Source organism: Brevundimonas sp. P2_A6 (assembly GCF_056404975.1).
On record NZ_JBFUCZ010000002.1, the window covers coordinates 485,816 to 509,973 of the forward strand.

The 24,158-nt window shown below is 67.8% G+C and carries 25 protein-coding genes; 3 read left to right on the forward strand and 22 right to left on the reverse strand.

From position 1 onward, the window contains the following. Positions 1–2: 2 nt before the first annotated feature. Positions 3–644, reverse strand: a complete 642-nt coding sequence (gene grpE / locus AC1DW4_RS07860; RefSeq protein WP_477016688.1) for a nucleotide exchange factor GrpE — start codon at positions 642–644, stop codon at positions 3–5. Further along, the gene (hrcA, locus tag AC1DW4_RS07865; RefSeq protein WP_477016923.1) at positions 641–1,738 is read right to left on the reverse strand and encodes a heat-inducible transcriptional repressor HrcA; all 1,098 of its coding nucleotides are present in this window, start codon (positions 1,736–1,738) and stop codon (positions 641–643) included. The genes grpE and hrcA overlap by 4 nt, the downstream gene beginning before the upstream one ends. 50 nt (positions 1,739–1,788) lie before the next feature. Here hrcA and rph point away from each other — a divergent pair, with 50 nt between their 5' ends. Continuing rightward, entirely contained in the window at positions 1,789–2,517 is a 729-nt protein-coding gene (gene rph / locus AC1DW4_RS07870; RefSeq protein ID WP_477016689.1) for a ribonuclease PH, read from the forward strand. Positions 2,518–2,597: 80 nt separating this feature from the next. Further along, positions 2,598–2,987: a hypothetical protein gene (locus AC1DW4_RS07875; RefSeq protein ID WP_477016690.1), complete on the forward strand. Its 390-nt coding sequence runs from the start codon at positions 2,598–2,600 to the stop codon at positions 2,985–2,987. Between the two features lie 238 nt (positions 2,988–3,225). Here the strand turns inward: AC1DW4_RS07875 and pnp are convergent, their stop codons facing one another. From pnp to coaBC, 13 genes are all read right to left on the reverse strand, one after another. Beyond that, a complete protein-coding gene (pnp, locus tag AC1DW4_RS07880) occupies positions 3,226–5,472 on the reverse strand; it encodes a polyribonucleotide nucleotidyltransferase (RefSeq protein WP_477016691.1) in 2,247 nt (748 codons plus the stop codon). Positions 5,473–5,714: 242 nt separating this feature from the next. After that, the gene (gene rpsO, locus AC1DW4_RS07885; protein WP_477016692.1) at positions 5,715–5,984 is read right to left on the reverse strand and encodes a 30S ribosomal protein S15; all 270 of its coding nucleotides are present in this window, start codon (positions 5,982–5,984) and stop codon (positions 5,715–5,717) included. Between the two features lie 15 nt (positions 5,985–5,999). Next, positions 6,000–6,929 (reverse strand): tRNA pseudouridine(55) synthase TruB, encoded by a 930-nt coding sequence (gene truB, locus AC1DW4_RS07890; protein ID WP_477016693.1) that lies wholly within the window; start codon positions 6,927–6,929, stop codon positions 6,000–6,002. Between the two features lie 2 nt (positions 6,930–6,931). Then, positions 6,932–7,378: a 30S ribosome-binding factor RbfA gene (gene rbfA, locus AC1DW4_RS07895; protein WP_477016694.1), complete on the reverse strand. Its 447-nt coding sequence runs from the start codon at positions 7,376–7,378 to the stop codon at positions 6,932–6,934. A 64-nt stretch (positions 7,379–7,442) separates the two neighbouring features. Beyond that, positions 7,443–8,129, reverse strand: a complete 687-nt coding sequence (locus AC1DW4_RS07900) for a DUF2459 domain-containing protein (protein WP_477016695.1) — start codon at positions 8,127–8,129, stop codon at positions 7,443–7,445. Beyond that, a complete protein-coding gene (locus AC1DW4_RS07905; RefSeq protein ID WP_477016696.1) occupies positions 8,129–8,626 on the reverse strand; it encodes a hypothetical protein in 498 nt (165 codons plus the stop codon). Before AC1DW4_RS07905 ends, AC1DW4_RS07900 begins: the two co-directional genes overlap by 1 nt. 265 nt (positions 8,627–8,891) lie before the next feature. Beyond that, positions 8,892–11,909, reverse strand: coding sequence for a translation initiation factor IF-2 (infB, locus tag AC1DW4_RS07910; protein WP_477016697.1), 3,018 nt, complete (start codon positions 11,907–11,909; stop codon positions 8,892–8,894). A 121-nt stretch (positions 11,910–12,030) separates the two neighbouring features. Next, positions 12,031–12,711, reverse strand: a complete 681-nt coding sequence (locus tag AC1DW4_RS07915; RefSeq protein WP_477016698.1) for an RNA-binding protein — start codon at positions 12,709–12,711, stop codon at positions 12,031–12,033. A 15-nt stretch (positions 12,712–12,726) separates the two neighbouring features. Further along, positions 12,727–14,481 (reverse strand): transcription termination factor NusA, encoded by a 1,755-nt coding sequence (nusA, locus tag AC1DW4_RS07920; protein ID WP_477016699.1) that lies wholly within the window; start codon positions 14,479–14,481, stop codon positions 12,727–12,729. Then, positions 14,481–15,074 (reverse strand): ribosome maturation factor RimP, encoded by a 594-nt coding sequence (rimP, locus tag AC1DW4_RS07925; protein WP_477016700.1) that lies wholly within the window; start codon positions 15,072–15,074, stop codon positions 14,481–14,483. The genes nusA and rimP overlap by 1 nt, the downstream gene beginning before the upstream one ends. A gap of 155 nt (positions 15,075–15,229) precedes the next feature. Further along, the gene (locus AC1DW4_RS07930) at positions 15,230–15,598 is read right to left on the reverse strand and encodes a hypothetical protein (protein ID WP_477016701.1); all 369 of its coding nucleotides are present in this window, start codon (positions 15,596–15,598) and stop codon (positions 15,230–15,232) included. Positions 15,599–15,677: 79 nt separating this feature from the next. Next, on the reverse strand, positions 15,678–16,127 hold the full coding sequence (gene dut / locus AC1DW4_RS07935) for a dUTP diphosphatase (protein ID WP_477016702.1): 450 nt from the start codon (positions 16,125–16,127) through the stop codon (positions 15,678–15,680). 1 nt (position 16,128) lies between these two features. Continuing rightward, positions 16,129–17,367 carry a bifunctional phosphopantothenoylcysteine decarboxylase/phosphopantothenate--cysteine ligase CoaBC gene (coaBC, locus tag AC1DW4_RS07940; protein WP_477016703.1) on the reverse strand — a complete coding sequence of 413 codons (1,239 nt, stop codon included), beginning with the start codon at positions 17,365–17,367 and terminating at the stop codon, positions 16,129–16,131. Positions 17,368–17,480: 113 nt separating this feature from the next. Here coaBC and AC1DW4_RS07945 point away from each other — a divergent pair, with 113 nt between their 5' ends. Then, entirely contained in the window at positions 17,481–18,005 is a 525-nt protein-coding gene (locus AC1DW4_RS07945) for an S-type pyocin family protein (RefSeq protein WP_477016704.1), read from the forward strand. Positions 18,006–18,068: 63 nt separating this feature from the next. On the opposite strand, the gene AC1DW4_RS07950 is transcribed toward AC1DW4_RS07945, so the two are convergent. The 7 genes from AC1DW4_RS07950 to AC1DW4_RS07980 all read right to left on the reverse strand — a co-directional run bounded on the left by AC1DW4_RS07950 (position 18,069) and on the right by AC1DW4_RS07980 (position 24,153). After that, positions 18,069–18,482: a helix-turn-helix domain-containing protein gene (locus tag AC1DW4_RS07950; protein WP_477016705.1), complete on the reverse strand. Its 414-nt coding sequence runs from the start codon at positions 18,480–18,482 to the stop codon at positions 18,069–18,071. A gap of 128 nt (positions 18,483–18,610) precedes the next feature. Then, on the reverse strand, positions 18,611–19,144 hold the full coding sequence (locus AC1DW4_RS07955; protein WP_477016706.1) for a helix-turn-helix domain-containing protein: 534 nt from the start codon (positions 19,142–19,144) through the stop codon (positions 18,611–18,613). Beyond that, positions 19,141–20,694 carry an apolipoprotein N-acyltransferase gene (lnt, locus tag AC1DW4_RS07960; protein WP_477016924.1) on the reverse strand — a complete coding sequence of 518 codons (1,554 nt, stop codon included), beginning with the start codon at positions 20,692–20,694 and terminating at the stop codon, positions 19,141–19,143. The genes AC1DW4_RS07955 and lnt overlap by 4 nt, the downstream gene beginning before the upstream one ends. A 19-nt stretch (positions 20,695–20,713) precedes the next feature. Further along, positions 20,714–21,190, reverse strand: coding sequence for an rRNA maturation RNase YbeY (ybeY, locus tag AC1DW4_RS07965; RefSeq protein ID WP_477016707.1), 477 nt, complete (start codon positions 21,188–21,190; stop codon positions 20,714–20,716). After that, a complete protein-coding gene (locus tag AC1DW4_RS07970; RefSeq protein ID WP_477016708.1) occupies positions 21,187–22,170 on the reverse strand; it encodes a PhoH family protein in 984 nt (327 codons plus the stop codon). The genes ybeY and AC1DW4_RS07970 overlap by 4 nt, the downstream gene beginning before the upstream one ends. Before the next feature lies 1 nt (position 22,171). Beyond that, the gene (gene miaB / locus AC1DW4_RS07975) at positions 22,172–23,629 is read right to left on the reverse strand and encodes a tRNA (N6-isopentenyl adenosine(37)-C2)-methylthiotransferase MiaB (protein WP_477016709.1); all 1,458 of its coding nucleotides are present in this window, start codon (positions 23,627–23,629) and stop codon (positions 22,172–22,174) included. Between the two features lie 44 nt (positions 23,630–23,673). After that, positions 23,674–24,153 (reverse strand): Fur family transcriptional regulator, encoded by a 480-nt coding sequence (locus AC1DW4_RS07980; protein WP_477016925.1) that lies wholly within the window; start codon positions 24,151–24,153, stop codon positions 23,674–23,676. Between the last annotated feature and the right edge of the window lie 5 nt (positions 24,154–24,158).

The window sequence follows — 24,158 nt, forward strand, 5'->3', positions numbered from 1 at the left end:
ACCTACGCCTGACCGTCGAAGGTGCCGCCGTTGCCGTTCGGCGCGGCGGCATAGGGGTTCGCAGCCTGTCCACCGGACTGCGGACCCGATCCCTTGGCCGCGACCACGACCATCGCGGGGCGCACGGTGCGGCCGAACAGTTCGTAGCCCGCCTGCATGGTCTGGACGACGGTGCCGCCGGGGGCCTCTGTCGAGGGCTGTTCCATCATGGCCTGATGCAGGTGCGGATCGAATGGATCGCCCAGGCCGGGGGCCAGCCGCTTCAGCCCATTGGTCTCGAACGCTTGCAGCAGCGACTTCTGCGTCAGTTCCAGCCCGTTGATCAGGCCGGCCGCAGCCGAGTCCGCATCCTTGGGCGCGGCCATCAGGGCGCGTTCCAGATTGTCCGCCACACCCAGCAGGTCCTTGGCGAAGCGCTGGATGGCGAAGGCCCGCGCGTCGTTCATCTGGGTTTCCGTGCGGCGCTTGACGTTGTCGGCCTCGGCCGCAGCCCGCAGGGCGCGGTCCTTCCACAGGTCGCGATCGGCGATCATGGCGTCCAGCGGGGCCAGACTTTCAGGGTCGGCATCGAGTCCCGCCTCGGCATTGGCCAGGGCCTCGTCCAGTTGGGCTTCCAGGTCGTTCGGGTTTGTGGCGTCGGTCACGTGTCTTGTCCGTCCAGTATGCGGCCCAGCACCCGGGCGGTGTAGTCCACCAACGGGATGATGCGGGCGTAGTTCAGTCGTGCGGGTCCGATCACGCCGATGGCGCCCAGAACCCGCTGGCGGCCCGTCATATAGGGTGCGGCCACCACAGCGGAACCCGAAAGCGAAAACAACCGCGTCTCCGCCCCGATAAAGATGCGCACGCCCTGAGCCGCATTGACCCCGTCCAGCAGGCCGATCAGCTGTTCCTTCTGCTCCAGGTCGTCGAACAGGACCCGCACCCGCTCCAGATCCTCGGCCGCGCCCGCGTCCTGCAACAGGTTGGCGCGCCCCCGGACAATCAGCGATCGCTCCCGGTCCGGCCCGCCCGACCAGGCGGCCAGTCCGTCCTCGACCAGACGGGCGGCGGCGGTGTTCAGTTCTTGACGCGCAGCGGCCAGTTCGGCCCCCATCTCGCTGCGCGCCTCGGCCAGCGGTCGGCCCTTCAACCGCGCGTTCAGAAAGTTCGACGCCTCCTGCAGGGTCGAGGGCGTCACCCCGGCCGCCAGGGTCATGATCCGGTTCTCGACCGAGCCGTCGTCGCCGACCAGCACAGCCAGGGCCTGATCGGTCCCCAGGGCCACGAACTCCACGTGCTTGACGCCCGCGTCCCGGATCGGGGTCGCCACGATCCCCGCCCCGCCTGCCAGGCCCGACAGCAGCGACGTCGCCTCGTCCAGCGCCTCCTCGAACCCCTTGCCGCGCCCGGCCAGCCGCCCGTCGATCTCGCGACGTTCCTCGGTGCCGATGTCGCCTATCTCCAGCAGGCCGTCGACGAACAGCCGAAGGCCCGCGTGGGTCGGGATGCGCCCGGCCGAAGTGTGGGGCGCCGCCAGCAGGCCCGCCAGGGTCAGGTCCTGCATCGTGTTGCGGATCGAGGCGGGCGACAGCTGGACGCCCCCCCGGGACACCGTGCGCGATCCCACCGGCTCGCCCGTCTGCAGATAGGTCTCCACCACCCGGCGGAAGATGTCGCGCGCGCGGGCGTCCAGGGCCGTCAGCCCGGCCGTGGGACCGGCCTGGTCGGCGAAGGGTGACGGGTGGGGGGCATACAGGCTCACGCTTTCAGGATAAGCACCCGCGCATTCGCTTCAAGGACTACCGCATGCGCCCCTCCGACCGCACCCCCGAACAGCTTCGCGCCGTGACACTGGAGACCGGCGTTAACCGCTATGCGGAAGGGTCCTGCCTCGTCTCCTTTGGCCATACCAAGGTGCTTGTGACGGCTTCGGTCGAGGAGAACGTGCCCGGCTGGATGCGCGGCAAGGGCGCGGGCTGGGTCACCGCCGAATACGGCATGCTGCCCCGCGCCACCCACACGCGCGGCCGGCGCGAGGCCGCCAGTGGCAAGCAGACCGGCCGGACGCAGGAGATTCAACGATTGATCGGCCGCAGCCTTCGCGCCGTGGTCGATCTGAAGGCGCTGGGCGAACGTCAGGTGCTGATCGACTGCGACGTCATCCAGGCGGACGGCGGCACCCGCACCGCCTCCATCACCGGGGCCTGGGTCGCCATGGCCACGGCGCTGAACTACCTGCGCGCCGAGGGCGTCATGAAGACCGAGCCGATCCTGGATCAGGTCTCGGCCGTCTCCTGCGGGATCTTCGCCGACACCCCGGTGCTGGACCTCGACTACGAGGAGGACTCCAACGCCGAGGCCGACGGCAACTTCGTCCTGACGGGATCGGGCACCATCGTCGAGATCCAGGCGACGGGCGAGAAGCGCGGCTTTTCCCGCCCGGAGTTCGACCGGCTGTTCCAGCTGGCCGAGCTGGGCTGCACCGACCTGTTCGCGATGCAGCGCGCCGCCGTGGACGGTGCCGTCGCGCGCTGACGGCCAGGGGCTTGCCGGGGAGGGCTTTGCAGACGGCGAGAAGCGGCGCATCGTCGCCCTTTCCCGCCCCGGAGACGGCCATGATCCGCTTGCCCGCGTCCCTCGCCCTGATCGCCGTCTTCGGTCTGGCGGCCTGCCAGCAACCGGCCGAGACCCCGGCGGCCGACCCTGCGTCGGACGCGGCCGCCACGCCCGTGCAGTCGATGGCGGAAATGCCCGCCGACGCCCCGCCCCAGGAAGAGGCGGCTGTGCCGGAAGGCGAACTGCTCGGCGAGGCTGACCGCACCTGCCGCGACACGATCGGCGAGGCCGCCTCGGCCCGGATGGTGGCCCGCTGCATCGCCGTCAGCCCGGCCACACACCCGCCCTGCAACGCCGACAACGCCTGCGCCCTGATCCAGGACGAGATCGACCGCGCCTGCGGCCAGTACGGCCCCGGCGAGGAGAAGCCGTCGGAGTGCGCGGCGTAAGGCGATGTAAAGCCCTTCCCCCATTCGTCATGGGGGAAAGCCGTCCGTCTTCGAGCGCAGCTCGAACAGGACGGATGGGGGAACCAAACGGCGTCGAAGCAAGACAAGACTTCCCCCATCGGCCCTGGATCGCTGCGCGATCGATGGGCCGCTTTCCCCCGCAAGCGGGGGAAGGGCACAGAAAAAGGCCCCGCTGTCGCCAGCGGGGCCTCATTCATTTCAGCGGTGACGCGACCGATCAGTCGCGGCGGCTGCGGCCGCGACCGCGATCGCCGCCACGGTCTCCGCCGCCTTCACGCTTCTTGCCGCCGCCGCCGGTATCTTCGGTCAGGGGGGCCTCGCCGCGCTCGGCGCGCTCGGCGTTGATCTTGTCGGTCAGGTCCTCGCCCGTAGCCTGATCGACGACCTTCATCGACAGCTTGGTCTTGCCGCGATCGTCGAAGCCCAGGAACTTGACCTTGACCTCCTGGCCCTCGGACAGAACGTCTGCCGGGTTGGCGACGCGTTCCAGAGCGATCTGGGACACGTGGACCAGGCCGTCCTTGGCGCCGAAGAAGTTCACGAAGGCGCCGAAGTCGACGACCTTCACGACCTTGCCGGAGTAGATCATGCCGGGCTCGGGCTCGGACACGATCGAGGAGATCCAGTTCTTGGCGGCGTCGATCTTCTCCTGGTCCGAGGCCGCGATCTTCACCGTGCCGTCGTCCTCGATGTTGATCTTGGCGCCGGTCTTTTCGACGATCTCACGGATGATCTTGCCGCCGGTGCCGATGATGTCGCGGATCTTGTCGACCGGGACCTTGATGGACTCGATCTTCGGCGCGTACTCGCCGAGCTCGGTGCGCGCGCCGTCGATGGCCTTGTCCATCTCGTCGAGGATGTGAAGACGACCGGCCGACGCCTGAGCGATGGCCTTCTTCATGATCTCCTCGGTGATGCCGGCGACCTTGATGTCCATCTGCAGCGAGGTGATGCCGTCACGGGTGCCGGCGACCTTGAAGTCCATGTCGCCCAGGTGATCTTCGTCACCCAGGATGTCGGACAGGATGGCGAACTCGCCCGACGGCTCCAGGATCAGGCCCATGGCGATGCCCGAGACGGGCTTCTTGAGCGGAACACCCGCGTCCATCAGCGCCAGCGAGGCGCCGCAGACCGAGGCCATGGACGACGAGCCGTTGGACTCGGTGATCTCCGACACGATGCGGATCGTGTAGGGGAACTCTTCCGCCGACGGCAGCATCGGACGGATCGCCCGCCAGGCCAGCTTGCCGTGACCGATTTCGCGACGGCCCGCGCCGCCCATACGACCAGTCTCGCCGACCGAGTAGGGAGGGAAGTTGTAGTGCAGCAGGAACTTCTCTTTGTAGGTGCCTGCGAGCGAGTCGACGTATTGCTCGTCTTCGCCGGTGCCCAGGGTGGCGACCACGATGGCCTGCGTTTCACCCCGGGTGAACAGGGCCGAACCGTGGGTGCGCGGGAAGACGCCGACTTCCGAGACGATGTCGCGGACCTTGTCGAGCGCACGACCGTCGACGCGGTGAGCGTTGTCGATGATGTCGCGACGCAGGACGTGGGCTTCGCATTCCTTCCAGGCGACGCCGAACTTGGCGGAATCGACGCCGTCCGGGTTCTCGTCGGTCTTCACCAGAGCGGCCGAGGCCTTCTTCTTGGCGGCGCCGACGGCTTCATGGCGAGCATGCTTGCCGGGGTGGGTGTAGGCGGCCTTGATATCGTCGCCGACCATCGACTGGATCTGGGTCACGACGTCGGAGTGGTCCTCGGCGGTGAAGTCGAACGGATCCTTGGCGGCGTGTTCGGCCATCTCGATGATGGCGTCGATCACGGGCTGCATGCCGCGATGCGCGAACATCAGGGCGTCCAGCATGACCTGCTCGGACAGTTCCTTGGCCTCGGATTCGACCATCATCAGGGCGTCCGAAGTGCCGGCCACGACCAGGTCGAGCTGGCTGTCAGGCATCTGGTCCAGCGTCGGGTTCAGCACGAACTCGCCGTCGACGTAACCGACGCGCGCGGCGCCGATCGGGCCCATGAAGGGCACGCCCGACAGGGTCAGGGCGGCGGAGGTGGCGACCATGCCGACGATGTCGGGATCGTTCTCCAGATCGTGCTGCAGCACGGTGATGACGACCTGGGTCTCGTTCTTGAAGCCCTTGACGAACAGCGGGCGGATCGGACGGTCGATCAGGCGGCTGACCAGGGTTTCCTTCTCGGTCGGACGGCCTTCACGCTTGAAATAGCCACCCGGGATCTTGCCGGCGGCGAAGGTCTTTTCCTGGTAATTGACGGTCAGCGGGAAGAAATCCAGGCCGGGCTTGGGCGCGCGACCGTAAACGACGGTGGCCAGGACGATGGTCTCGCCATAGGTGGCCAGGACGGCACCGTCGGCCTGGCGGGCGATGCGGCCCGTTTCCAGCGTCAGCGGGCGGCCGGCCCAATCGATCGTCTTGCGTTTGATATCGAACATGTTTTCGTCTTTCGTATCCCGGGCGGCGTATTCCGGCCGGGGTCCCATCAGTGGGTGCGGATGCGTCGGGTGTTCAGTCCTTCGATCCAGGAACCCCTCGCCCCATGGCGAAGGTTCGTAAGGAGAGGACCGCTTGGCCCTCGCGTCAGTCTGCGCCGAAACTCCGGCGGCGCGCCGGTCTCTGGATGCGGAAAGAGGCGCAGGCATGGCCCGCGCCTCGAAACTGTTCCGCAGATCTGCGCTTAGCGGCGCAGGTTCAGCTTGGTGATCAGGGCGGTGTAACGCTCCTTATCGACCTTGGTCAGGTGGTCCAGAAGGCGGCGACGCTGCGAAACCATCTTGAGCAGGCCGCGGCGCGAGTGGTTGTCCTTCTTGTGCGTCTTGAAGTGCTCGGTGAGGTTGGCGATGCGTTCCGAAAGGATCGCGACCTGAACCTCGGCCGAACCGGTGTCGCCGGCGGTGCGGGCGTTCTCGGTGATGACTTCGTTCTTACGCTCTGGCGTAATCGACATCGTGTTTCTCCAAAATTAGAGATTGAATACGCGGTCGGGTTCTAGCCGGCCGGCCCGCATCTGACCGAGAGCGACGAGGGTCTGACCCTGAAAGGCGGAAACGGTGCGCGAGCCGTCCCGAAGGCGGCTCAGAAGCGTCTCTACCTGTCGGGGGAGCAGAACGATCGGTCGTCCCTGACGAAGCGAGAAGGCGTCCTGTTCCGTTATGGCCAGCTCCGGGATGTCGTCCAGGGCGGTCGCAACGGGCAGTAGGCCTTCCAAGGCGGCGTCCCTATGCACCAGATCGGTCAGGAAATCCAGCGTGACGGCGTTCCGGGTCGAAAACGGCCCCACCCGCTCGCGCCGCAGGGCCGAGACGTGCCCCTCGGCCCCCAGCAGGATCGCCAGGTCGCGGGCCAGAGACCGCACATAGACGCCCTTTCCGGTACGGATGGTCAGTTCGACGTGATCGGCGTCGGGCGCATCGGTGACCTCGGCCGAATGGATCATGACCCGGCGGCTTTCCAGCTCGAAGTCCGCCCCTTCGCGGGCCAGGTCATAGGCGCGCTGACCGTCCACCTTGATGGCGCTGAACCGGGGCGGGGTCTGGTCGATCTCGCCGACGAAGGCCGGCAGGGCCGCCTGCACCGCCTCGACCGGCGGCCGCAGGTCGGACCGGCCGATGATCTCGCCCTCGCGGTCGACGCTGTCGGTCGAGACGCCCCAGTTGATGGTGAAGCGATAGACCTTCTCCGCCTCCATCATGAAGGGCACGGTCTTGGTCGCCTCGCCCAGCGCGATCGGCAGGATGCCGCTGGCCAGCGGATCCAGCGTCCCGGCGTGACCGGCCTTCTGCGCGTCGAACAGTCGGCGGACCTTCGACACGGCGTCGGTCGATCCGAGGTCATAGGGCTTGTCCAGGCACACCCAGCCGTTGACGACGAGGCCCCGCTTCTTGCGGCCCACCCCTAGTCCTCGTCGTCTTCGACGGGCGGCACGAAGGAGTCCGCCCTCACACGCGGGTCGTCCAGCAGCCGGTTCAGCCGTTCGGCAGCGGCGAAGCTCTCGTCGTGGCGGAAGCGGAGGTCCGGCGTGAATCGCATGTCGATATGGCGGCCCAGTGCTCCGCGCAGGAACTTCGCGTGAGCATTCAGCGCCTTGATGATCTCGTCGATATGTCCGGCCGTGTCCGAGGTCTCGATCCCGGCCCCCAGCGGCTCGACGAAACAGGTGGCGTGCTTCAGGTCGGGCGACAGGCGAACCTCGGTGACCGTCACCGAAACGCCGACCAGCGCCGGATCGCGGATCTCGTTCTCGCGCATCACCTCGACCAGGGCGTGACGGATCATTTCGGAGGCCCGCAGCTGGCGCTGGCTGGCCAGCCCGGCGGTGGATTTGGATTTCTGCTTGCTCATGGGGCACGTCCTGTTCGCCGCCAGGGATCGGACCCGGCTTCCGAAAAAAGCGAAGGGGCGGGGTCTAGTCTCGTCGGGCCGACCTGTCCAATTGCGCCCGATCGATCGCGGCGATCACCTCCCCCGCCGTCTCGGACCGCTGGGGCCGGACGGGCAGGCCTCCGGCATTCAGCACCCGCGCCGTCCAGCTGTTGCACAGGTAGCCGATCCAGAAATGCTCGCGACTGGCAAAGAAGTACGCGCCGTCGCCAGGGCGCGCGGTCGACAGCCGGGGTCGCCCCTCGATCAGCGACAAGGACCCCTCGACCCGATCCGCAAGAGCCGCGAATCCCTCCGGCGTCAGGTGCAGCGTCCGCCGAGCGGCCGGCGCAAACCGTCGCGCCGGATCGCCCGTCTCCGGGTCCAGCATCACGACGGATGCATTGCCAGGCCAGAAGAAGGCGCGCAGTCCGTCGGGAATACGGCCCTCCATCGGACTGGTATCGACGAAGAACCTCGCATCGCCCCAGCCGATCAGCACCCAGTCGCCGTCGCCGATCGACCGCGACGCCTCGGCCAGCGGCCCGCCCTGGGCCTCGAGTGCCGCCCGCGGGACGGCGATGTCGGTGTGAAAGCCGTTGTTCAGGACGTGGACCGTGACGCCCTGAGAACCCCCGGCCAGCGACGCCGCATCGCCGGGCAGGGTCCAGGTCCACAGGGCCAGGATCAGGCCGAGCCCTCCGGCCAGCAGGACCCCGACGACCCGCCCCATCAGCGCGCTTCGGGTGGCGGCGTGCGCGGCGGCAGGCTCCATTCGCCCCGGTAGTCGTAGGACAGGGTCACGCAGTGCCGGAACTGCCCGTCGGGCCAGCGCCCGGTCGCCTGCATCGCCATCGGATGGCCAGCCTGCACGCGGCCCAAGACCAGAAACGTCTCGTCCGCCCCCGGACACAGGGCCCGTGCCAGCCCGCGCCCGTCGCCCTGTTCGTCGATCGAATAGACCGTCGCCTGGGTCGCGCCCTCCGGCACCACGGACCGCGCCCCCTCCGGCCCGCCCTTGCGGATCGTGGCCGACCCCCGCGCGCTGGTCGAGATGATCCGCCGGACGCTGACGGCACCGAAAAGCCCCCGCTCGACCTCCAGCGTGATGCCGCGCGTCAGGGCAGTGGTGATCCGGTCAGCCGGGTTGAACGACAGAAAGCGCGTGTCCGCCGCCGCCGGTGTGGCGAGGGCGGCAAGGATCAGAACGGCGATCAAACGGTGGAGCATGACGTCACTTCATACCGCGACTTGCGGCGGAAGGGAGGCGGTTGGCGTCTCCTCCCTGCGCCGAAGGCGTGGGGAGGTGGCAGCGAGCCTTCGCGAGCTGACGGAGGGGGTCTTCACGAAGCGAGGTCGGTGGGGCGTCAAGAACCCCTCCACCACCCGCCAAGGAGGGCGGGCGGTCCCCCTCCCCATCCTTCGGACGGGGAGGAGACAGATGCTCGCGCTCAAGCAGCGAGGCTCCGCGAGCCGAGCGGTAGCGCCCCTAGACTTAAAGCGTCCGCTTGATCTCTTCGACGGTGAAGCACTCGATGTAGTCGCCGACCTTGATGTCCTGGAAGCCCTGGAAATGCATGCCGCACTCCTGGCCCGACGGGACCTCGTTGACCTCGTCCTTGAAGCGCTTGAGCGTGGCCAGCGTGCCCAGTTCCAGCACCACGACGTCGTCGCGGATGATCCGGACCTTGGCACCCTTGCGGACCACCCCTTCGGAGACCCGGCAACCGGCGATCTTGCCGGTCTTGGAGATGTCGAACACCTGCAACACCGCCGCGTTGCCCAGGAAGGTTTCCCGTTGCAGCGGGGCCAGCATGCCCGACAGCACGCCCTTCATGTCGTCCAGCAGGTCGTAGATGATCGAGTAGTACCGGATTTCCACGCCTTCGCGCTCGGCCAGATCCTTGGCCTGTTTCGAGGCGCGGACGTTGAAGCCCAGGATCGGAGCCCCGGCCGACTTGGCCAGCTGGACGTCCGACTCGGTGATCCCGCCGGCACCCGAATAGACGACGCGCGCACGCACCTCGTCGTTGCCCATCTTCTCCAGCGAACCCTGGATGGCCTCGCCCGATCCCTGGACGTCGGACTTGATGAGGACCGGCAGTTCCGAGATCTTCTTGGATCCCAGCTTGGCCATCATGTCGACCAGGCTGACCTGGTTGATGCCGCCGGTGGCCTTCTCGCGCTTGGTGCGGGCGCGGTATTCCGTCAGCTCGCGGGCGCGGGCCTCGGATTCAACCACGGCCAGCGGTTCGCCGGGCGAAGGGGCCTCGTCCAGACCCAGGATTTCGACGGGAACCGACGGACCGGCCTCGGTCAGCTGTTCGTTGCGCTCGTTCAGAAGGGCGCGCACCTTGCCCCAGGCCGAACCGGCCACGACGATGTCGCCGCGACGGAGCGTCCCGCGCTTGACCAGGACGGTCGCGACCGGGCCGCGACCCTTGTCCAGCTTGGCCTCGATGACCACGCCTTCGGCCGAGCGTTCCGGATCGGCCTTCAGGTCCATGACCTCGGCCTGCAGCAGGATGGCTTCGATCAGGCCGTCCAGATTGGTCTTGGCCTTGGCCGAGACCTCGACGATCTGGGTGTCGCCGCCCAGGGCCTCGCCGATGATCTCGTATTGCAGCAGTTCGTTGACGACCTTCTGGGGATCGGCGTCCGGCTTGTCGATCTTGTTGACGGCCACGATGATCGGGGCACCCGCCGCCTTGGCGTGCTGGATGCTCTCGATCGTCTGGGGCATGACGCCGTCGTCTGCCGCTACCACCAGGATGACGATGTCGGTGACGTTCGCGCCGCGCGTCCGCATGGCGGAAAAGGCCGCGTGACCCGGCGTGTCCAGGAAGGTCACGGCGTCGCCGTTCGGGGTCTTCACCTGATAGGCGCCGATGTGCTGGGTGATGCCGCCGGCCTCACCCGCCGCCACGTCGGTGGTGCGCAGCGCGTCAAGCAGCGAGGTCTTGCCGTGATCGACGTGGCCCATGATGGCCACGACCGGCGCGCGGGGCGTCACCGCCTCATCGTCGATCGCGTCGGACAGGAAGCCCGTCTCGATATCGCTTTCCGAAACGCGGCGGACCGTCATGCCGAATTCGTCGGCGACCAGCTCAGCCGTGTCGGTGTCGATGACGTCGTTGATCTTCATCATCAGGCCCTGCTTCATCAGGAACTTGATGATGTCGACGCCGCGCACGGCCATCCGGTTGGACAGTTCCTGCACAGTGATGACGTCAGGAATGACGACTTCGCGCGGACGGTTCGGCGCGTCGGTGGAGCCGCCTTTACGCTTTTCCTTTTCCCGTTCGCGCGCACGACGGACCGAGGCCAGGGACCGCATCCGCTCGGCCGTGTCGCCGTCACCGGCCACGGACTGGATGGTCAGGCGGCCTTCGCGGCGCTTGGGCTCGCCGCGCGTGCGGCTGACCGCCTTGCCGGCGTCGCTGAAACGCTTGTCGCGATCGTCCTCGGGCTTGACCGGACGGGCGAAACCGCCGCCGGGCGCGCGACTGGGGCGCGAGACCTCGGCTGCGACGGGGGGCGCATTGGGCGTTGCGCGGCCACCGGCGCCCGTGCGGGCACCTCCGGGACGGGCCGCGCCAGGGGCCGGACGGGGCGTCAGGGCCGAATAGCGGACCGGCTCGGCCGGGCGCGGGGCCGTGCCACCGGGCCGCGAGGAGGCCGGACGGTCGGAATAGGATTTCTCGCCACCCCCCATCGCCTCTTCACGGGCGGAGCGGGCCCCGAAGGCCGGACGGTCGATAGGGGCGCGGGCCGGATTGGCCTTGGGCACGCGCTGGCCGAAGTTGACGACGGGGCGGGCGGGCGGGGCCGGACGAGCCGGAGCCGCGGGCGCGACCGGGGCGGCGGCGACCGGGGGCGGAGCGGGCTCGGGCGTCGCGACCGGGGCAGGAGCCACAGGCTTTGCGGCCAGGGGCGCGCGGGCCGCGGGCTTGCCCGTCGGGGCAGGCGCGGCTGCGGTCAGCTTGGCCGCCTCGGCGCGGGCTGCTTCGGCCGCGGCGCGGGCGGCGGCCGCCTCGGCCTGGGCGGCGTTGGCGGCGGCGGCGGTCGCAGCGGCCTGTTCGCGAGCGGCGGCGTCGCGGCGCGCCTGTTCGGCGGCCTGGGCGGCGGCGCGTTCGGCCTGCTGGCGGGTGGCCAGTTCGATGGCGCGGCGACGGGCTTCCTGCTCCTCGCTGGACAGGCGCCCCCCGGCCGGTTGCTGCATCTGCGGACGCGGTGCGGGGGCCTGGGGCGCAGGCGCGTCGGAGCGCGGACGCGCGACATCGAAGCCCTGCGTGCGCGGCTGACCCGGCGCGGCACCGACGCGGCGCTTGGTCTCGACCACCACCGTCTTGGTGCGGCCGTGGCTGAAGCTCTGGCGCACGGTGCCGGTGGGGACCGACCCCACGGCGCGCGGCTTCAGGCTCAGCGGCGCCCGTGGTCCCGTCGTCGAGGGGGTTCCGGTGGGGGCCGAAGGCTGCTGGCCGTCGTTGGTCTTGTCGTTCTCGTCGCTCATCCGGTCGCTTTACTCGTGGGCGGAGAATCCCGCCGGGTCGTCAAAATCGTGTCGTCCTCAGGCCTGAAAACGCAAAAAGCCGTGCGGCGTCCGCCTCTCGAAAGAGGCCTGACCCCGCCCGTCAATCCGCCCGTTCAGGCTCGTCCTTCGGGTCTTCGTCCGGCTCGTTCCCGTTCGCAGAACCCGGATGATCCGTGTCCCAGGCCGCGGGCCGAAGCGATCGAAATCCCGCCAGTCGTTCGACCTCCACGGTCCAGCGATCGGCTCTGCCGCCATGCAGCAGGACGGTGTGTATCGCATTTTCCAGCCCGAGGGCCAAACTCAAATCATCCGCGCCGAAAAGACCACAGACCTTGGTCGTCTGGTGCCGCGCCAGGGCCAGCAGCTTTCCGCGTCCATCCGACGCGCCGTCACTGGCCTCGATCAGCCAAGCGGCCTTTCCAGACCGGATCGCCGCCGCCGATTTCTCGAAGCCCGAGATAAGCACGCCTTCGCGCCGGGCAAGACCCAGCTGGTCCAGGCAGCGCCGGATCAGCAGGCCTTCGACCGTGTCGGACAGGGTCGCAGCCGGGCGAAGCGGTGCCTTGGCCGACCGCGAGAACAGGTTCTTTTTCACGGCGGCATCGACGGAGGCGCGCGACGCCTCCACCCACATGCCGCGCCCGGGCAGCTTGCGCCCCAGGTCAGGCGCGACGGCCCCGTCCGGGCCGGCGACGAAACGGATCAAACGAGATTCATCCATGGCCTGGTGGGTCACCAGGTCCCGGCGCTCTCTATCGATCGTCGCGTCGCGAAGGCTCATGGACGGGGCACCGCATCACGCGTCTGGGGTCGGCTCGAGGTCGGTTTCGACCTCGGCGTCGTCAACGGTCAGTTCGGCCTCGGGGCCGCCCTCGGCGGCTGCGTCGAACACGGCCGCCGGGTCGTATTCACCCTCTGCGAACTCGCCCTCTTCCTCGTATTCCGGCTCGGGCGGCTGCGGTAGTTCGGAGGCGTCGATCCAGCCGGCCGCGACCCGCGCCTGCAGGATCAGCATCTCTGCGTCCTCCTGCGCCAGGTTGAAGCTTTCCAGGACGCCCGGGACCTTGACCCGTTCGCCGTTCTTCATCTCGTAGCCGCCGCGGATCTCGTCGGTGGCCAGATCGGCGAGGTCCTCGACCGTCTTCACGCCGCCTTCGCCCAGGGCGACCGCGATCGGCAGGGTGACACCCGGAACCGACAGGACGTCGTCCTCGACACCCAGTTCGACGCGCTTCGCGTCCAGGATGGCCGACTGGCGCTCAAGATAGTCGCGAGCGCGGGCCTGCAGTTCCTCGGCGGTGTCCTCGTCGAAGCCCTCGATCTCGGCGACTTCGTAGTTATCGACGAAGGCCAGGTCTTCGATGGTGGCGAAGCCTTCGGTGACGAGCAACTGGGCGATGACCTCGTCCACGTCCAGGGCTTCCTGGAACAGGGTGGTGCGCTCGCTGAACTCGCGCTGACGACGCTCGGAGTCCTGGCTTTCGGTGATGATGTCGATCTGCCAGCCGGTCAGTTGGCTGGCCAGGCGCACATTCTGGCCGCGACGGCCGATCGCCAGCGACAGCTGTTCGTCGGGCACCACCACCTCGACGCGGTCGGCTTCTTCGTCCAGCACGACCTTGGAGACTTCGGCGGGGGCCAAGGCGTTGACGATGAACGTCGGCTCGTCCGGGTTCCACTGGATGATGTCGATCTTCTCGCCCTGCAGCTCGGCCACGACCGCCTGCACACGCGAGCCGCGCATGCCGACGCAGGCGCCGACGGGATCGATGGAGCTATCGTTCGACAGCACGGCCATCTTGGCGCGCGAACCGGCGTCGCGGGCGGCGGCGCGGATTTCGATCACGCCGTCATAGACCTCGGGCACCTCCTGGGCGAACAGCTTGGCCATGAAGCCGGGGTGAGCCCGTGACAGCATGATCTGCGGGCCCTTGGCCTCGGGGCGGACGTCATAGATGTAGGTCCGAATCCGGTCGCCGATGTTGAACACCTCGCGCGGGATCGACTGGTCGCGGCGCATGATGCCCTCGCCCCGGCCCAGGTCGACGATGGTGTTGCCGTATTCGACGCGCTTGACGGTGCCGTTGACGATCTCGCCCACGCGGTCCTTGAACTCTTCGTACTGGTTGGCGCGCTCGGCCTCGCGGACCTTTCCGGTGATGACCTGACGGGCCATCTGGGTCTGGACGCGGCCGAACTCGAACGGCGGCAGGTCCTCGACGTACTCCTTGCCGACGACCGCTTCCGGATCGCGCTTGGAGGCGTCGGTCAGGCGGACCATGGCGCTGTCGTTGAACTCCTCCAGCTCGTCTTCCGGCATCCAGTCGTCCTCGACGATGGTGACGTGACGGGTCAGAGCCAGTTCGCCGGTCTTCGGGTCGATCCTGGCGCGGATGTCGTGGTGCGCGCCGTAACGCGACTTGGCCCCCTTCTGAATCGCCTCTTCCAGGGCCTCGATCACGATCTCGCGGTCGATGTTCTTCTCCTGAGCCACCGCGTTGGCGATCTGCAGAAGTTCCAGGCGATTGGCGGAAATACCGGTCACGGCCATCAGGCGTCGTCCTCAGAAGTCTTTGCGTTGGTTTGTTCGTCAGGCGAGCCTTCCGGCAGGCCGTCGTCTTCGGGTTCGCCCCGCGCGGCGCGGATCGCGGCACCGCGTTTCAGAAGGGCGTCATTCATCACCAGCTTGGCGTCCACCAGCCAGTCGAACGGGATCAGGGCGGTGTCATCCTCGCCGTCAAGGTCGATGGCGATGTTGTCTCCGTCGGTGCCCGCCAGGATACCCTTGAAGCGCTTGCGCCCCTCGATCATCCGGTCGCTCTCCAGCCGCGCCTCCAGCCCCTCGAACAGGTCGAAGTCCTTCAGCCGCGTCAGGGGCCGGTCGATGCCGGGAGAGGAGACCTCCAGCAGGTATTCGCCGGCGATCGGATCGGCGGCGTCCAGAACCTCGGACATGGCACGGCTCAGCCGCGCGCATTCGCCGACGTCGATGTCGTTGTCGCTGGGACGCTCGGCCATGACCTGCAACCGACGACGCAGCGTTCCGCCCATCAGGCGAACGCGCACGATCTCGAGGCCGATCGACTCCGCTACGGGGTCCACCAGCTCCAGGATTTCGCGATCTTCGACGGTCTTGGCGCGCAAGGAATTCGTTTCGGGCAAAAATAAAAGCGGTCGGCCCCGACGGCCGCCGCTTTGAACGACGCCGTTGGACGCCGGTCTAACGATGTGGAGAGCCCTATAGCCCCCTCCGGCGCAAAGGGAAAGAGGCGAGCCACCGGCCCGCCTCTCGTCTCAAATCAGTGCACGTGGGCGCGACGGCGGCCGAACCCGCCGGTCAGCAGGGTCCGAACGAAGAAGAACACAGCGATCACGATGGCGTAGCCCAGGAACAGCGCCAGACGCGTCATCCAGAAGGTCAGGTCCGTCAGATCGGGCAGAGCGAACGCCCCGCCGTCCAGCATCGGGCGCACGGCCTCTACCAGAGTATGGACGAACATGGCCCCGAAGGCTGCACTCCACAGCCCGCGCCATGAGCCCATCAGGAAAAAGGCGAACACGGCCGCGATGATCAGGCCCAGCACCTGATTGACGCCGTCGAAGCCGGAGTCGGCCAGCGACAGCAGCCCCTGCAGCAGATTGCCCAGCTGGGCGACGATGTTTTCCATCCCGCGAACTCCAACGATTTCCAGCGACCCAGCTTGGCCGTCGCAGGGTTAACGCCGGTATGCGGGAATGGATGCAGACCTAACGGCCGGTGGAGCCGAAGCCGCCAGCGCCGCGCGTTGTGTCGTCCAGCGCTTGGACCTCGACCACCGTCGCCTGGGCGACGGCTGCGATCACCATCTGGGCGATGCGTTCCCCGCGCCGGATGACGAACGGCTCCTGGCCCAGGTTGATCAGGATTACGCCCACTTCGCCGCGATAGTCGCTGTCGATCGTGCCGGGCGTGTTTGGCGCGCTGATCCCGTGCTTCAGCGCGAGCCCTGACCGCGGCCGGATCTGCGCCTCCCAGCCCTGATCCAGGGCGATCTTCAGGCCCGTCGGCACCAGCGCCCGCGCCCCCGGCTCCAGGGTAATCGGCGCGTCCTCCGGCACGGCGGCCCGCAGGTCCATCCCGGCCGATCCGGTGGTCTCATAGCCCGGCAGCGCCAGGCCTTCGGCATGGGGCAGCCGCTGGATTCGAAGGGTGGTCACGTCAGCGGCTCTCGGTCTGGGATGCGAAATGGTCGGCGATCCGGTCCGCCAAACGCTCGGCCACCTCGATCTTGGACAGGCGGGGCCAGGCCTCGACGGCATCGCGGGTCACCAGCAGCACCGTATTGCCGTCGGCCCCGAATACATCGGCGGACACATCATTGCCGACGATCCAGTCACAGCCCTTCCTGGACAACTTGGCACGAGCATTGGCCTCCAGGTCCGTCGTCTCGGCCGCGAAACCGATCACCAGCCGGGGGCGCGTCGGACCGGGCTTGGCCAGACCCGCCAGGATGTCCGGGTTCTCGATCAGGCTCAGTGTCGGTGGGCCGCCTGGGGCCTTCTTGATCTTGCCGCCCGCGACGGTGTCGACCCGCCAGTCGGCGACGGCGGCGCTCAGCACCGCGATGTCGGCCGGAAGCGCGGCAGTCGTGGCCGCCTGCATCTCCATGGCCGTCTCGACATCGACCCGCGTCACGCCGGGCGGCACCGCGAGCCCTGTCGGCCCGGACACCAGCGTCACCTGCGCGCCGCTGCGGGCGAGGGCGGCGGCGATGGCATAGCCCTGTTTGCCGCTGGAGCGGTTGGTCAGACCGCGGACCGGATCGATCGGCTCGAAGGTCGGCCCGGCCGTGACGACGGCATGCCGACCCGTCAGCGGGCGGCCATCGGGACCGGCGAGCAGCCCTTCGATCGCGGCCAGGATGGCCGCCGGTTCCGCCATCCGACCCGGTCCGAATTCGCCGCAGGCCATCTCGCCGTCGTCCGGTCCCACCACCGCCATGCCGTGGTAATCGGGGAAGCCGGCCAGCCGCGCGACATTGGCCTGCACGGCCGGATGCCGCCACATCCGCACGTTCATCGCCGGGGCCAGCAGGACTCGCTTGTCGGTTGCCAGCAGGGTTGTGGACGCCAGATCGTCCGCCAGCCCGTTCGCGGCCTTGCCGATCAATCCCGCCGTCGCCGGGGCCACCACCACCAGATCGGCCCAGCGCGACAGCTCGATGTGACCCATGGTCGTCTCGTCGTCGGGCAGGAATAGACCCATTCGCACCGGGTGACCGGTCAGGGCGGCCAGTGACAGCGGCGTCACGAAGGCAGCGCCACTGTCGGTCAGTACCGCGCGAACCTCGGCCCCGCTCTTCTTCAGCAGTCGTACCAGTTCCAGCGCCTTGTAGGCGGCGATGCCGCCGCCGACGATCAGCAGGATTTTCCGGTCGGTCAGGGCCAGGCTGGACATGACGCCCGGTCTAGCGGCGCCGTCTCATCCCGTCGAGAACCGAAAAAAGAACATTGCAGGAACACACAACCTGTGGCTAACGTCGGTCGGCGGGATTTTTGATGGAGGGTTGAATGAGGCTCAGGATCAACGGAACGGCTGCGGTCATCGCACTGGCAGGGTTGGCGCTGACGGGTCTGGCGGCGTGCGGCAACGGCGCGTCTGCGGTGGAGACGCGCGATCGCGCGGCGGAGGTCACCGAGGCGACCCTGACGGCGGCGACGGGTGCGACGGCGGCCGAAGCGGCGACCACCGACGGCGCGGGGGCGAAAACCGTCCTGACCGCCAATCGGCGCGAGACGGTCGATGCCAAGATCCAACGTCTGTACGAGCGCAACGGCGACGATTTCGGCGCGACCTCGCCCGAGGATTTTCTCGCCAAGGTGACGGCCTTCACCAGTCGACCTCCCGCCGGGGTGGACACGGCGACCCGACCCAACGGCGACACCCTGCTGTATCAGGCCTCGACCAACACCTTCGCGGTGGTGGCCAGGAACGGCTCGCCCCGGACCATGTTCAAGCCCGACGACGGACCGACCTACTGGGCAGAACAGAAGGCGGCGGCACCGACCTTCGGTCAGCGACGATCGACGAACTGATCGTCGGGTCGGGATTCGAGGTCATCCAGTGACCGACCGCGTTGAGGGGGCGATGGCGTCAGCCTAGGCTTCAGCGTCATCCTTGCCGGACATTTCGCGGATCATGTCCAAGGCCAGTTTCTGCTGACGGCTGGAGAGCTGGGGCGCGAGGCGCGAAATCTCGATCGTGTAGCGGGTCGACGGAAACTCGTGATCGAAAGCCGGAACCTCGCCTTCGGCCATGCCGGGCTGGCCGGCGTTCAGACCTTGAAAGAAGTAGGCGACATCGACCTTGAAGAAGCGCGCGATGTCCCAGAGCTTGGACGCCGAAATACGGTTGGCGCCCTTCTCGTATTTCTGAATCTGCTGAAAGGTGAGGCCGAGCGCGCGCCCAAGGTCGCTCTGGTTGTAGCCCAGGCTAATCCGTTTCTCGCAGACGCGCCTGCCCACATGACGATCTACGGGGTGGGGCCCGTCTTCACCAACGCCTCTAGCCATGTCTTGTCGTCGTCGCCATTAGAGTCTGCAAATTCATGCGCTCGTCCATTCAAGCTGTCACCCAAAATATGGGAAACAGCGATTACGCAGTGGCAGAGCTTCCGGGTGCGTTCTCATCGCGATGTATGTCAGGATTTGGGCTTGGCTGCCCGAGGTGATCTCGCGGCTTGCCGCAACCCCTTCGCCGAACCAATCAGAAACTCCACCTGATCGGGTGTCAAACTGCGCGCTACCTTCGCCAGGGCCGCCACGTCCGGGCGTGGCGTCTCGTCTGTCTCGAACGCGCGCAAGGGCTCGGCCACGCCCGCAAAGCCGTTTTGCCCGGCGACATTTCCGCCTTGCGCGCCGGGTTCGGCGGCGTATTGGCGCAACGCGACGTATCGCTCGAAATCGGCGCGCGTCCTGAACACGTGGGTCGGAAGTCCCGCGAAGACGTCGGCGATTTCAATCCCGGTGAAAGCGCATATCTGCCAGAGCTGGGACGCGCTCATTCGCGCCGTTCCATCTTCGATATGCTGCAGCGCGGCATCGCTGACGCCCAGCAGCCTGGCCACATCGGCGCGTGTGAAGCCTCGTTCCCCGTGAAGCTGCTCGACCCTGGGCCCCAGCTTTCCGTCGATATGGCGGGTGCGCCAGTTAGAGTCCGCCTTGATTTTCTTCATGGCCGAATCCGCTGAGTGACGGGGCCGATCACGGGTGTCAGGCTCGCCAAGACCATCAGCCAGAAGAACAGGTCACCGAACCGCCCATAGAGGGTGACCCCGGCCGGTCTTGGCAGGATCGCGTCGATCACGCCGCTTTCCCTGGGGTCCAGCCGTTGTCCGCCGATGACCCGTCCCCACGGATCGATCATGGCCGAGACGCCCGTCGGCGTGGCGCGTACGACCGGCAGGCCGGTTTCGATGGCCCGATAGCTGGCCAGGTTCAGATGCTGGATGGGCCCCGACGTGGCCCCGAACCAGGCGTCGTTCGAAACATTGACGATCCATTCGGGGCGACCCGAGCCGCCGGGCGTGAAGCCCGGATAGAGGCTCTCGTAGCAGATCAGCGGCTGCACCCGGCCGCCGTTTGGCAGGGTGATCGGCGCGGGGGTGCGCCCGGGGCTGAAATCGGCCGGCATGTGGACAAGGCTGCGAATGCCCAGAGCGCCCATCAGGTCGCCCATCGGCAGGAATTCACCAAATGGCACCAGCCGGTATTTGTCATAGACGGCCGCGACCCGAAGGCCCGCATCGCCGACGTCTTCGAGCGCGAAAAGGCTGTTGTAATAGCGCGCGCGTCCATCGGTTCCGGCCTCGCCTCGAGCGAACCCCGCCAGCAGGGTCTGTCCAGGTTGCAGGGCCCCGGCGATCGCGGGACCGTCGCCCGACGCCGGGCCGAAGACGTCATTGAAACTCGCGGGCAAAGCGCCCTCTGGCCAGACGACGATGTCCGGACGCCGCGCCGCCGGGCGAGCGGTCAGATTGACGTAGCGATCGACGATGGAACGATAGGCTTCCGGCGACCACTTGGATTCCTGCTGCACATCCGCCTGGACGATCCGGACCAAGGTTGGGCTGGGCTGGATCACCGCGCCTTGCAGCCGCACCGTTCCGAACACGACCAGGGCCACCAGGGCCAGCGCGCCTGCGGCCACCGCGCCAAGCCGGACCTTTCGCCGCCCATCGGCGATCAGCAACCCCACCGGGGCGACCGCCGCCACAGTCACGATGCCCAACCCGTAGACACCGACGACGGAGGCGAACTGGGATCCAGCCCCTCCCGCGGCCCAGCTCGCACCGGCCGGATTCCAAGGAAAGCCGGTCAGGATATGTCCCCGAAGCCATTCGAACAAAGCGAACAGGGCGGCGAAGACCAGGACCCGCCCAACGCCGGATGGCGCGAACCGGCGGTACATCGCCGTCGCTCCGCCCCAGAACAGGCCGATCCCTGCGGGCAGCAGGCTGGCGGCGAAGGGAGCCATCCAGGCCTGGGCCGGGTCGACCAGAAATGCCTCGGCCACCCACCAGCACCCGACCCCGAAATAGCCGAACCCGGCCAGCCAACCGACCCAAAAGCCACCCCGCGTGGAGGCGGACCGCTCGGCCAGCAGCATCAATAGCGGATAGCCCAGCAAGCCCGGCAGGATACCGAAGGGCGGGTGCGCCAGGGCCGCCGCGATCCCGGCCAGCAGCGCCAGACCGATGCGGGCGAAGCGGCCGCTCAGGGCCATGTTCAGCAGGGCTTTGGGATCACGCGTCATGCGGCAGCGTGTATGGGTCCGCGACCCCCAGCCTGGCAAGGATGACCCGCTCCTCGGCCTCCATCGCCTCCGCCTCCGTCTCATCCTCATGGTCGCGGCCCAGCAGATGCAGCACCCCGTGCACCACCAGATGCGTCAGGTGACTGGACAGGGCCTTGCCCTGCGCCTCGGCCTCGCCCGCGCAGGTCCCATAGGCCAGGACAATGTCGCCCAGCGGACGTGGCCCACCCCCTTCCGGAAACGCGGTGTCCGGCATCTCGACCGCCGGGAAGGACAGGACATTCGTCGGTCGGTCCTTGTTCCGGAACCGCCGGTTCAGATCGCGCACGGTCCCATCATCGGCCAGCAGCACGACCACCCCGCCGTTTTCCTCCCCGAGCGCGGCCACCGCCGCTCGTTCGACCACCCCCTCGACGTCCGGGACAGCGTCGGTCCAGTCGCCGGCCTCGACCTCGACCTCGATCAAGCCGATGGGTCCTCGAGGTCGGCCCGGGGCCGTGCTCCGGCCGCGTCGGCGTCATAGGCGCGCACGATGCGCTCGACCATGGCGTGGCGCACCACGTCCTGGGCCTCGAATTCCAGCACCCCCACGCCCTTCACCTCGCGCAGGATCCGCAGGGCGTGGGCCAGGCCGGAATCTCGCGGGTTCAGCAGGTCGATCTGCGACGGGTCGCCGGTGACCACCATCCGCGCCCCTTCGCCCAGCCGGGTCAGGACCATCTTCATCTGCAGTCGGCTCGTGTTCTGAGCCTCGTCGACGATGACGAAGGCGTGGCTCAGGGTCCGGCCGCGCATGAACGCGATGGGGGCGGCCTCGATCTCTCCCTTGTCGCGGCGACGCTGCACGTCCTCCGGTCCGAGAATATCGTTCAGCGCCTCCCAGATCGGGGCCAGATAGGGATCGACCTTCTCGTTCAGGTCGCCGGGCAGGAAACCCAGCTTCTCGCCGGCCTCGACCGCCGGGCGGGTGATGACCAGCCGGTCCACCTGCCCCCGCCGCAGCAGGGAGGCGCCGTAAGCGGCCGCCAGAAAAGTCTTGCCCGTCCCTGCCGGTCCGACGCCGAAGCTGAGTTCGTGATTGGCCAGGATGTCCAGATACCGCGCCTGAGCGTCGGTCTTGGGCACGATCGCACCGCGCTTGCCCACGGGTAACGCCATCGGATCGTTACTGAACCCCTTGCCGACCCCGCGCGCCTGGCCGATCCCGGCCCGCACATCGGCCTCATTGACCTCGGCACCCTTTTCGGCGCGGGTGATCAGTCCGGCGATGACCGTCTTGGCATTGGCCCGGTCGCGTGCCCCGCCATTGATCGACACCCCACCGCCGGGGGCTTCGATCAGCACCTTGAAGGCATCCTCGATCAGGGCGACGTGGCGGCTGTTCGGCCCGATGACCGCGCGCAGCGACGCATCGTCCAAGGCCAGGAATTCACTTTCACGCGCCATTCTAGTTCGGCCTGTCGGCCGAGGGCGCTATCGCCGCGTTCGCGGAGCGCGGCGGCTTGAGCGCGGATTCATCCACCAAAAGGCGACCTTTCAAACTGTTCTGCTGACCGTGCTCGATCGTCACCGGAACGATCTGGCCGATCAGATGATCCGCGTCATCGACATGGACCGATTGCAGATAGGGGGACCGACCGATCGCCTGGCGACCGTTGCGGCCCGTCTTCTCGAACAGGACGTTCAGCGTCTTGCCCGCCTGGGCGGCGTTGAACGCCATCTGCTGTTCGACGATCAGCGCCTGCAGCGCATGCAGCCGCGCCAGCGCCACCTCGCGCGGTACCTGGGTGCCCATGGTCGCGGCGGGCGTTCCCGGCCGGGGCGAATACATGAAGCTGAAGGCCGAGGCATATCCGACCTCCCTCACCAGCGCCATCGTGTCCTCGAACTCCCGGTCGGTCTCGCCCGGGAAGCCGACGATGAAGTCCCCAGAAATGGCAATGTCGGGTCGCGCCTCGCGGATGCGTCCGATCAGGTCGATGTATTTGGCCCGTCCATGCTTTCTGTTCATCGCCCGCAGGATGCGGTCCGACCCCGACTGCACCGGCAGGTGCAGATAGGGCATCAGCGCGTCCACTTCGGCATGGGCGGCGATCAGGTCGTCGGACATGTCGTTGGGGTGGCTTGTCGTATAGCGGATGCGGTCGATGCCTTCGATCTCCGCCAAAGTCCGCGCCAGTTTCGCCAGCGTCCAGACCGCGCCGTCCGGCCCCGCCCCGTCATAGGCATTCACGTTCTGCCCCAGCAGGGTGACCTCGCGCACGCCTTGGGCCGCCAGCCCCCGCGCCTCGGCCAGGACGTCGGCGACCGGCCGCGACCATTCGGCCCCGCGTGTATAGGGCACCACGCAGAAGCTGCAGAACTTGTCGCAGCCCTCCTGCACGGTCAGGAAGGCGGTCGGGCCGTCGACGCCGCGCACGGCCGGCATGGCGTCGAACTTCTCGTTCGGCGCGAAGTCCGCCCCGATCCGCTCGCCGCGCGCCCGTGCCGTGCGGGTCAGCAGTTCGGGCAGCTGGTGATAAGCCTGGGGTCCGACGACGATATCGACCGCCGGCTGTCGGCGCATGATCTCTTCACCCTCGGCCTGGGCGACGCAGCCGGCCACGGCGATGGTCATGGCGCCGCCGCCCGACGCGGCCTTTTCCAGCTTCATCAGCCGCAGCTTGCCCAGCTCGGAATAGACCTTCTCGGCCGCCTTCTCGCGGATGTGACAGGTGTTCAGGATGACGAAATCGGCCCCCTCCGGCGTGTCCGTCGGCGCATAGCCCAGCGGGCGCAGCACGTCGGCCATGCGCTCCGAATCGTAGACGTTCATCTGGCAGCCGTAGGTCTTGATGAACAACCGCTTGGGTGCCGGATCGGGCGCGGCCGTCTCGACCAGGGGCGGGGCGAGGGTCTCGGTCATGCCGGGCTTATGATCGCCGATCCCGGCGACGGCAAGGCGAGGATTCAGGACAGGCTCTCGGGGTTCACCCGCGCGGCGTTGCGGGTGAAGATCAGCCCCTCGCGCTTGGACGGCTCGGCTCCCTCGATGGCCTTGCCGTAGAGCTCCAGCTTGTGGCCGACCAGTTCAAAGCCCAGCCGTTCGGCAATCTCGGTCTTCAGCCGCTCGATCTCGGCGTCGAAGAACTCGATGACCTCGCCCGTTCGGGTGTCGATCAGGTGGTCGTGATGATCGTCCCCGGCCTCTTCATAGCGGGACCGGCCGTCGCCGAAATCGTGCTTCTCCACGACCCCGGCCTCTTCGAACAGACGCACGGTTCGATAGACGGTGGCGATGGAGATGTGCGGGTCGATGGCCGACGCGCGGCGATACAGCTCTTCGACGTCAGGATGGTCCTCGGCATTGCCCAGCACGCGGGCGATGACGCGCCGCTGCTCGGTCATGCGCATGCCGCGCTCGGCGCAGAGTTTCTCGATCCGGTCCATGGGCG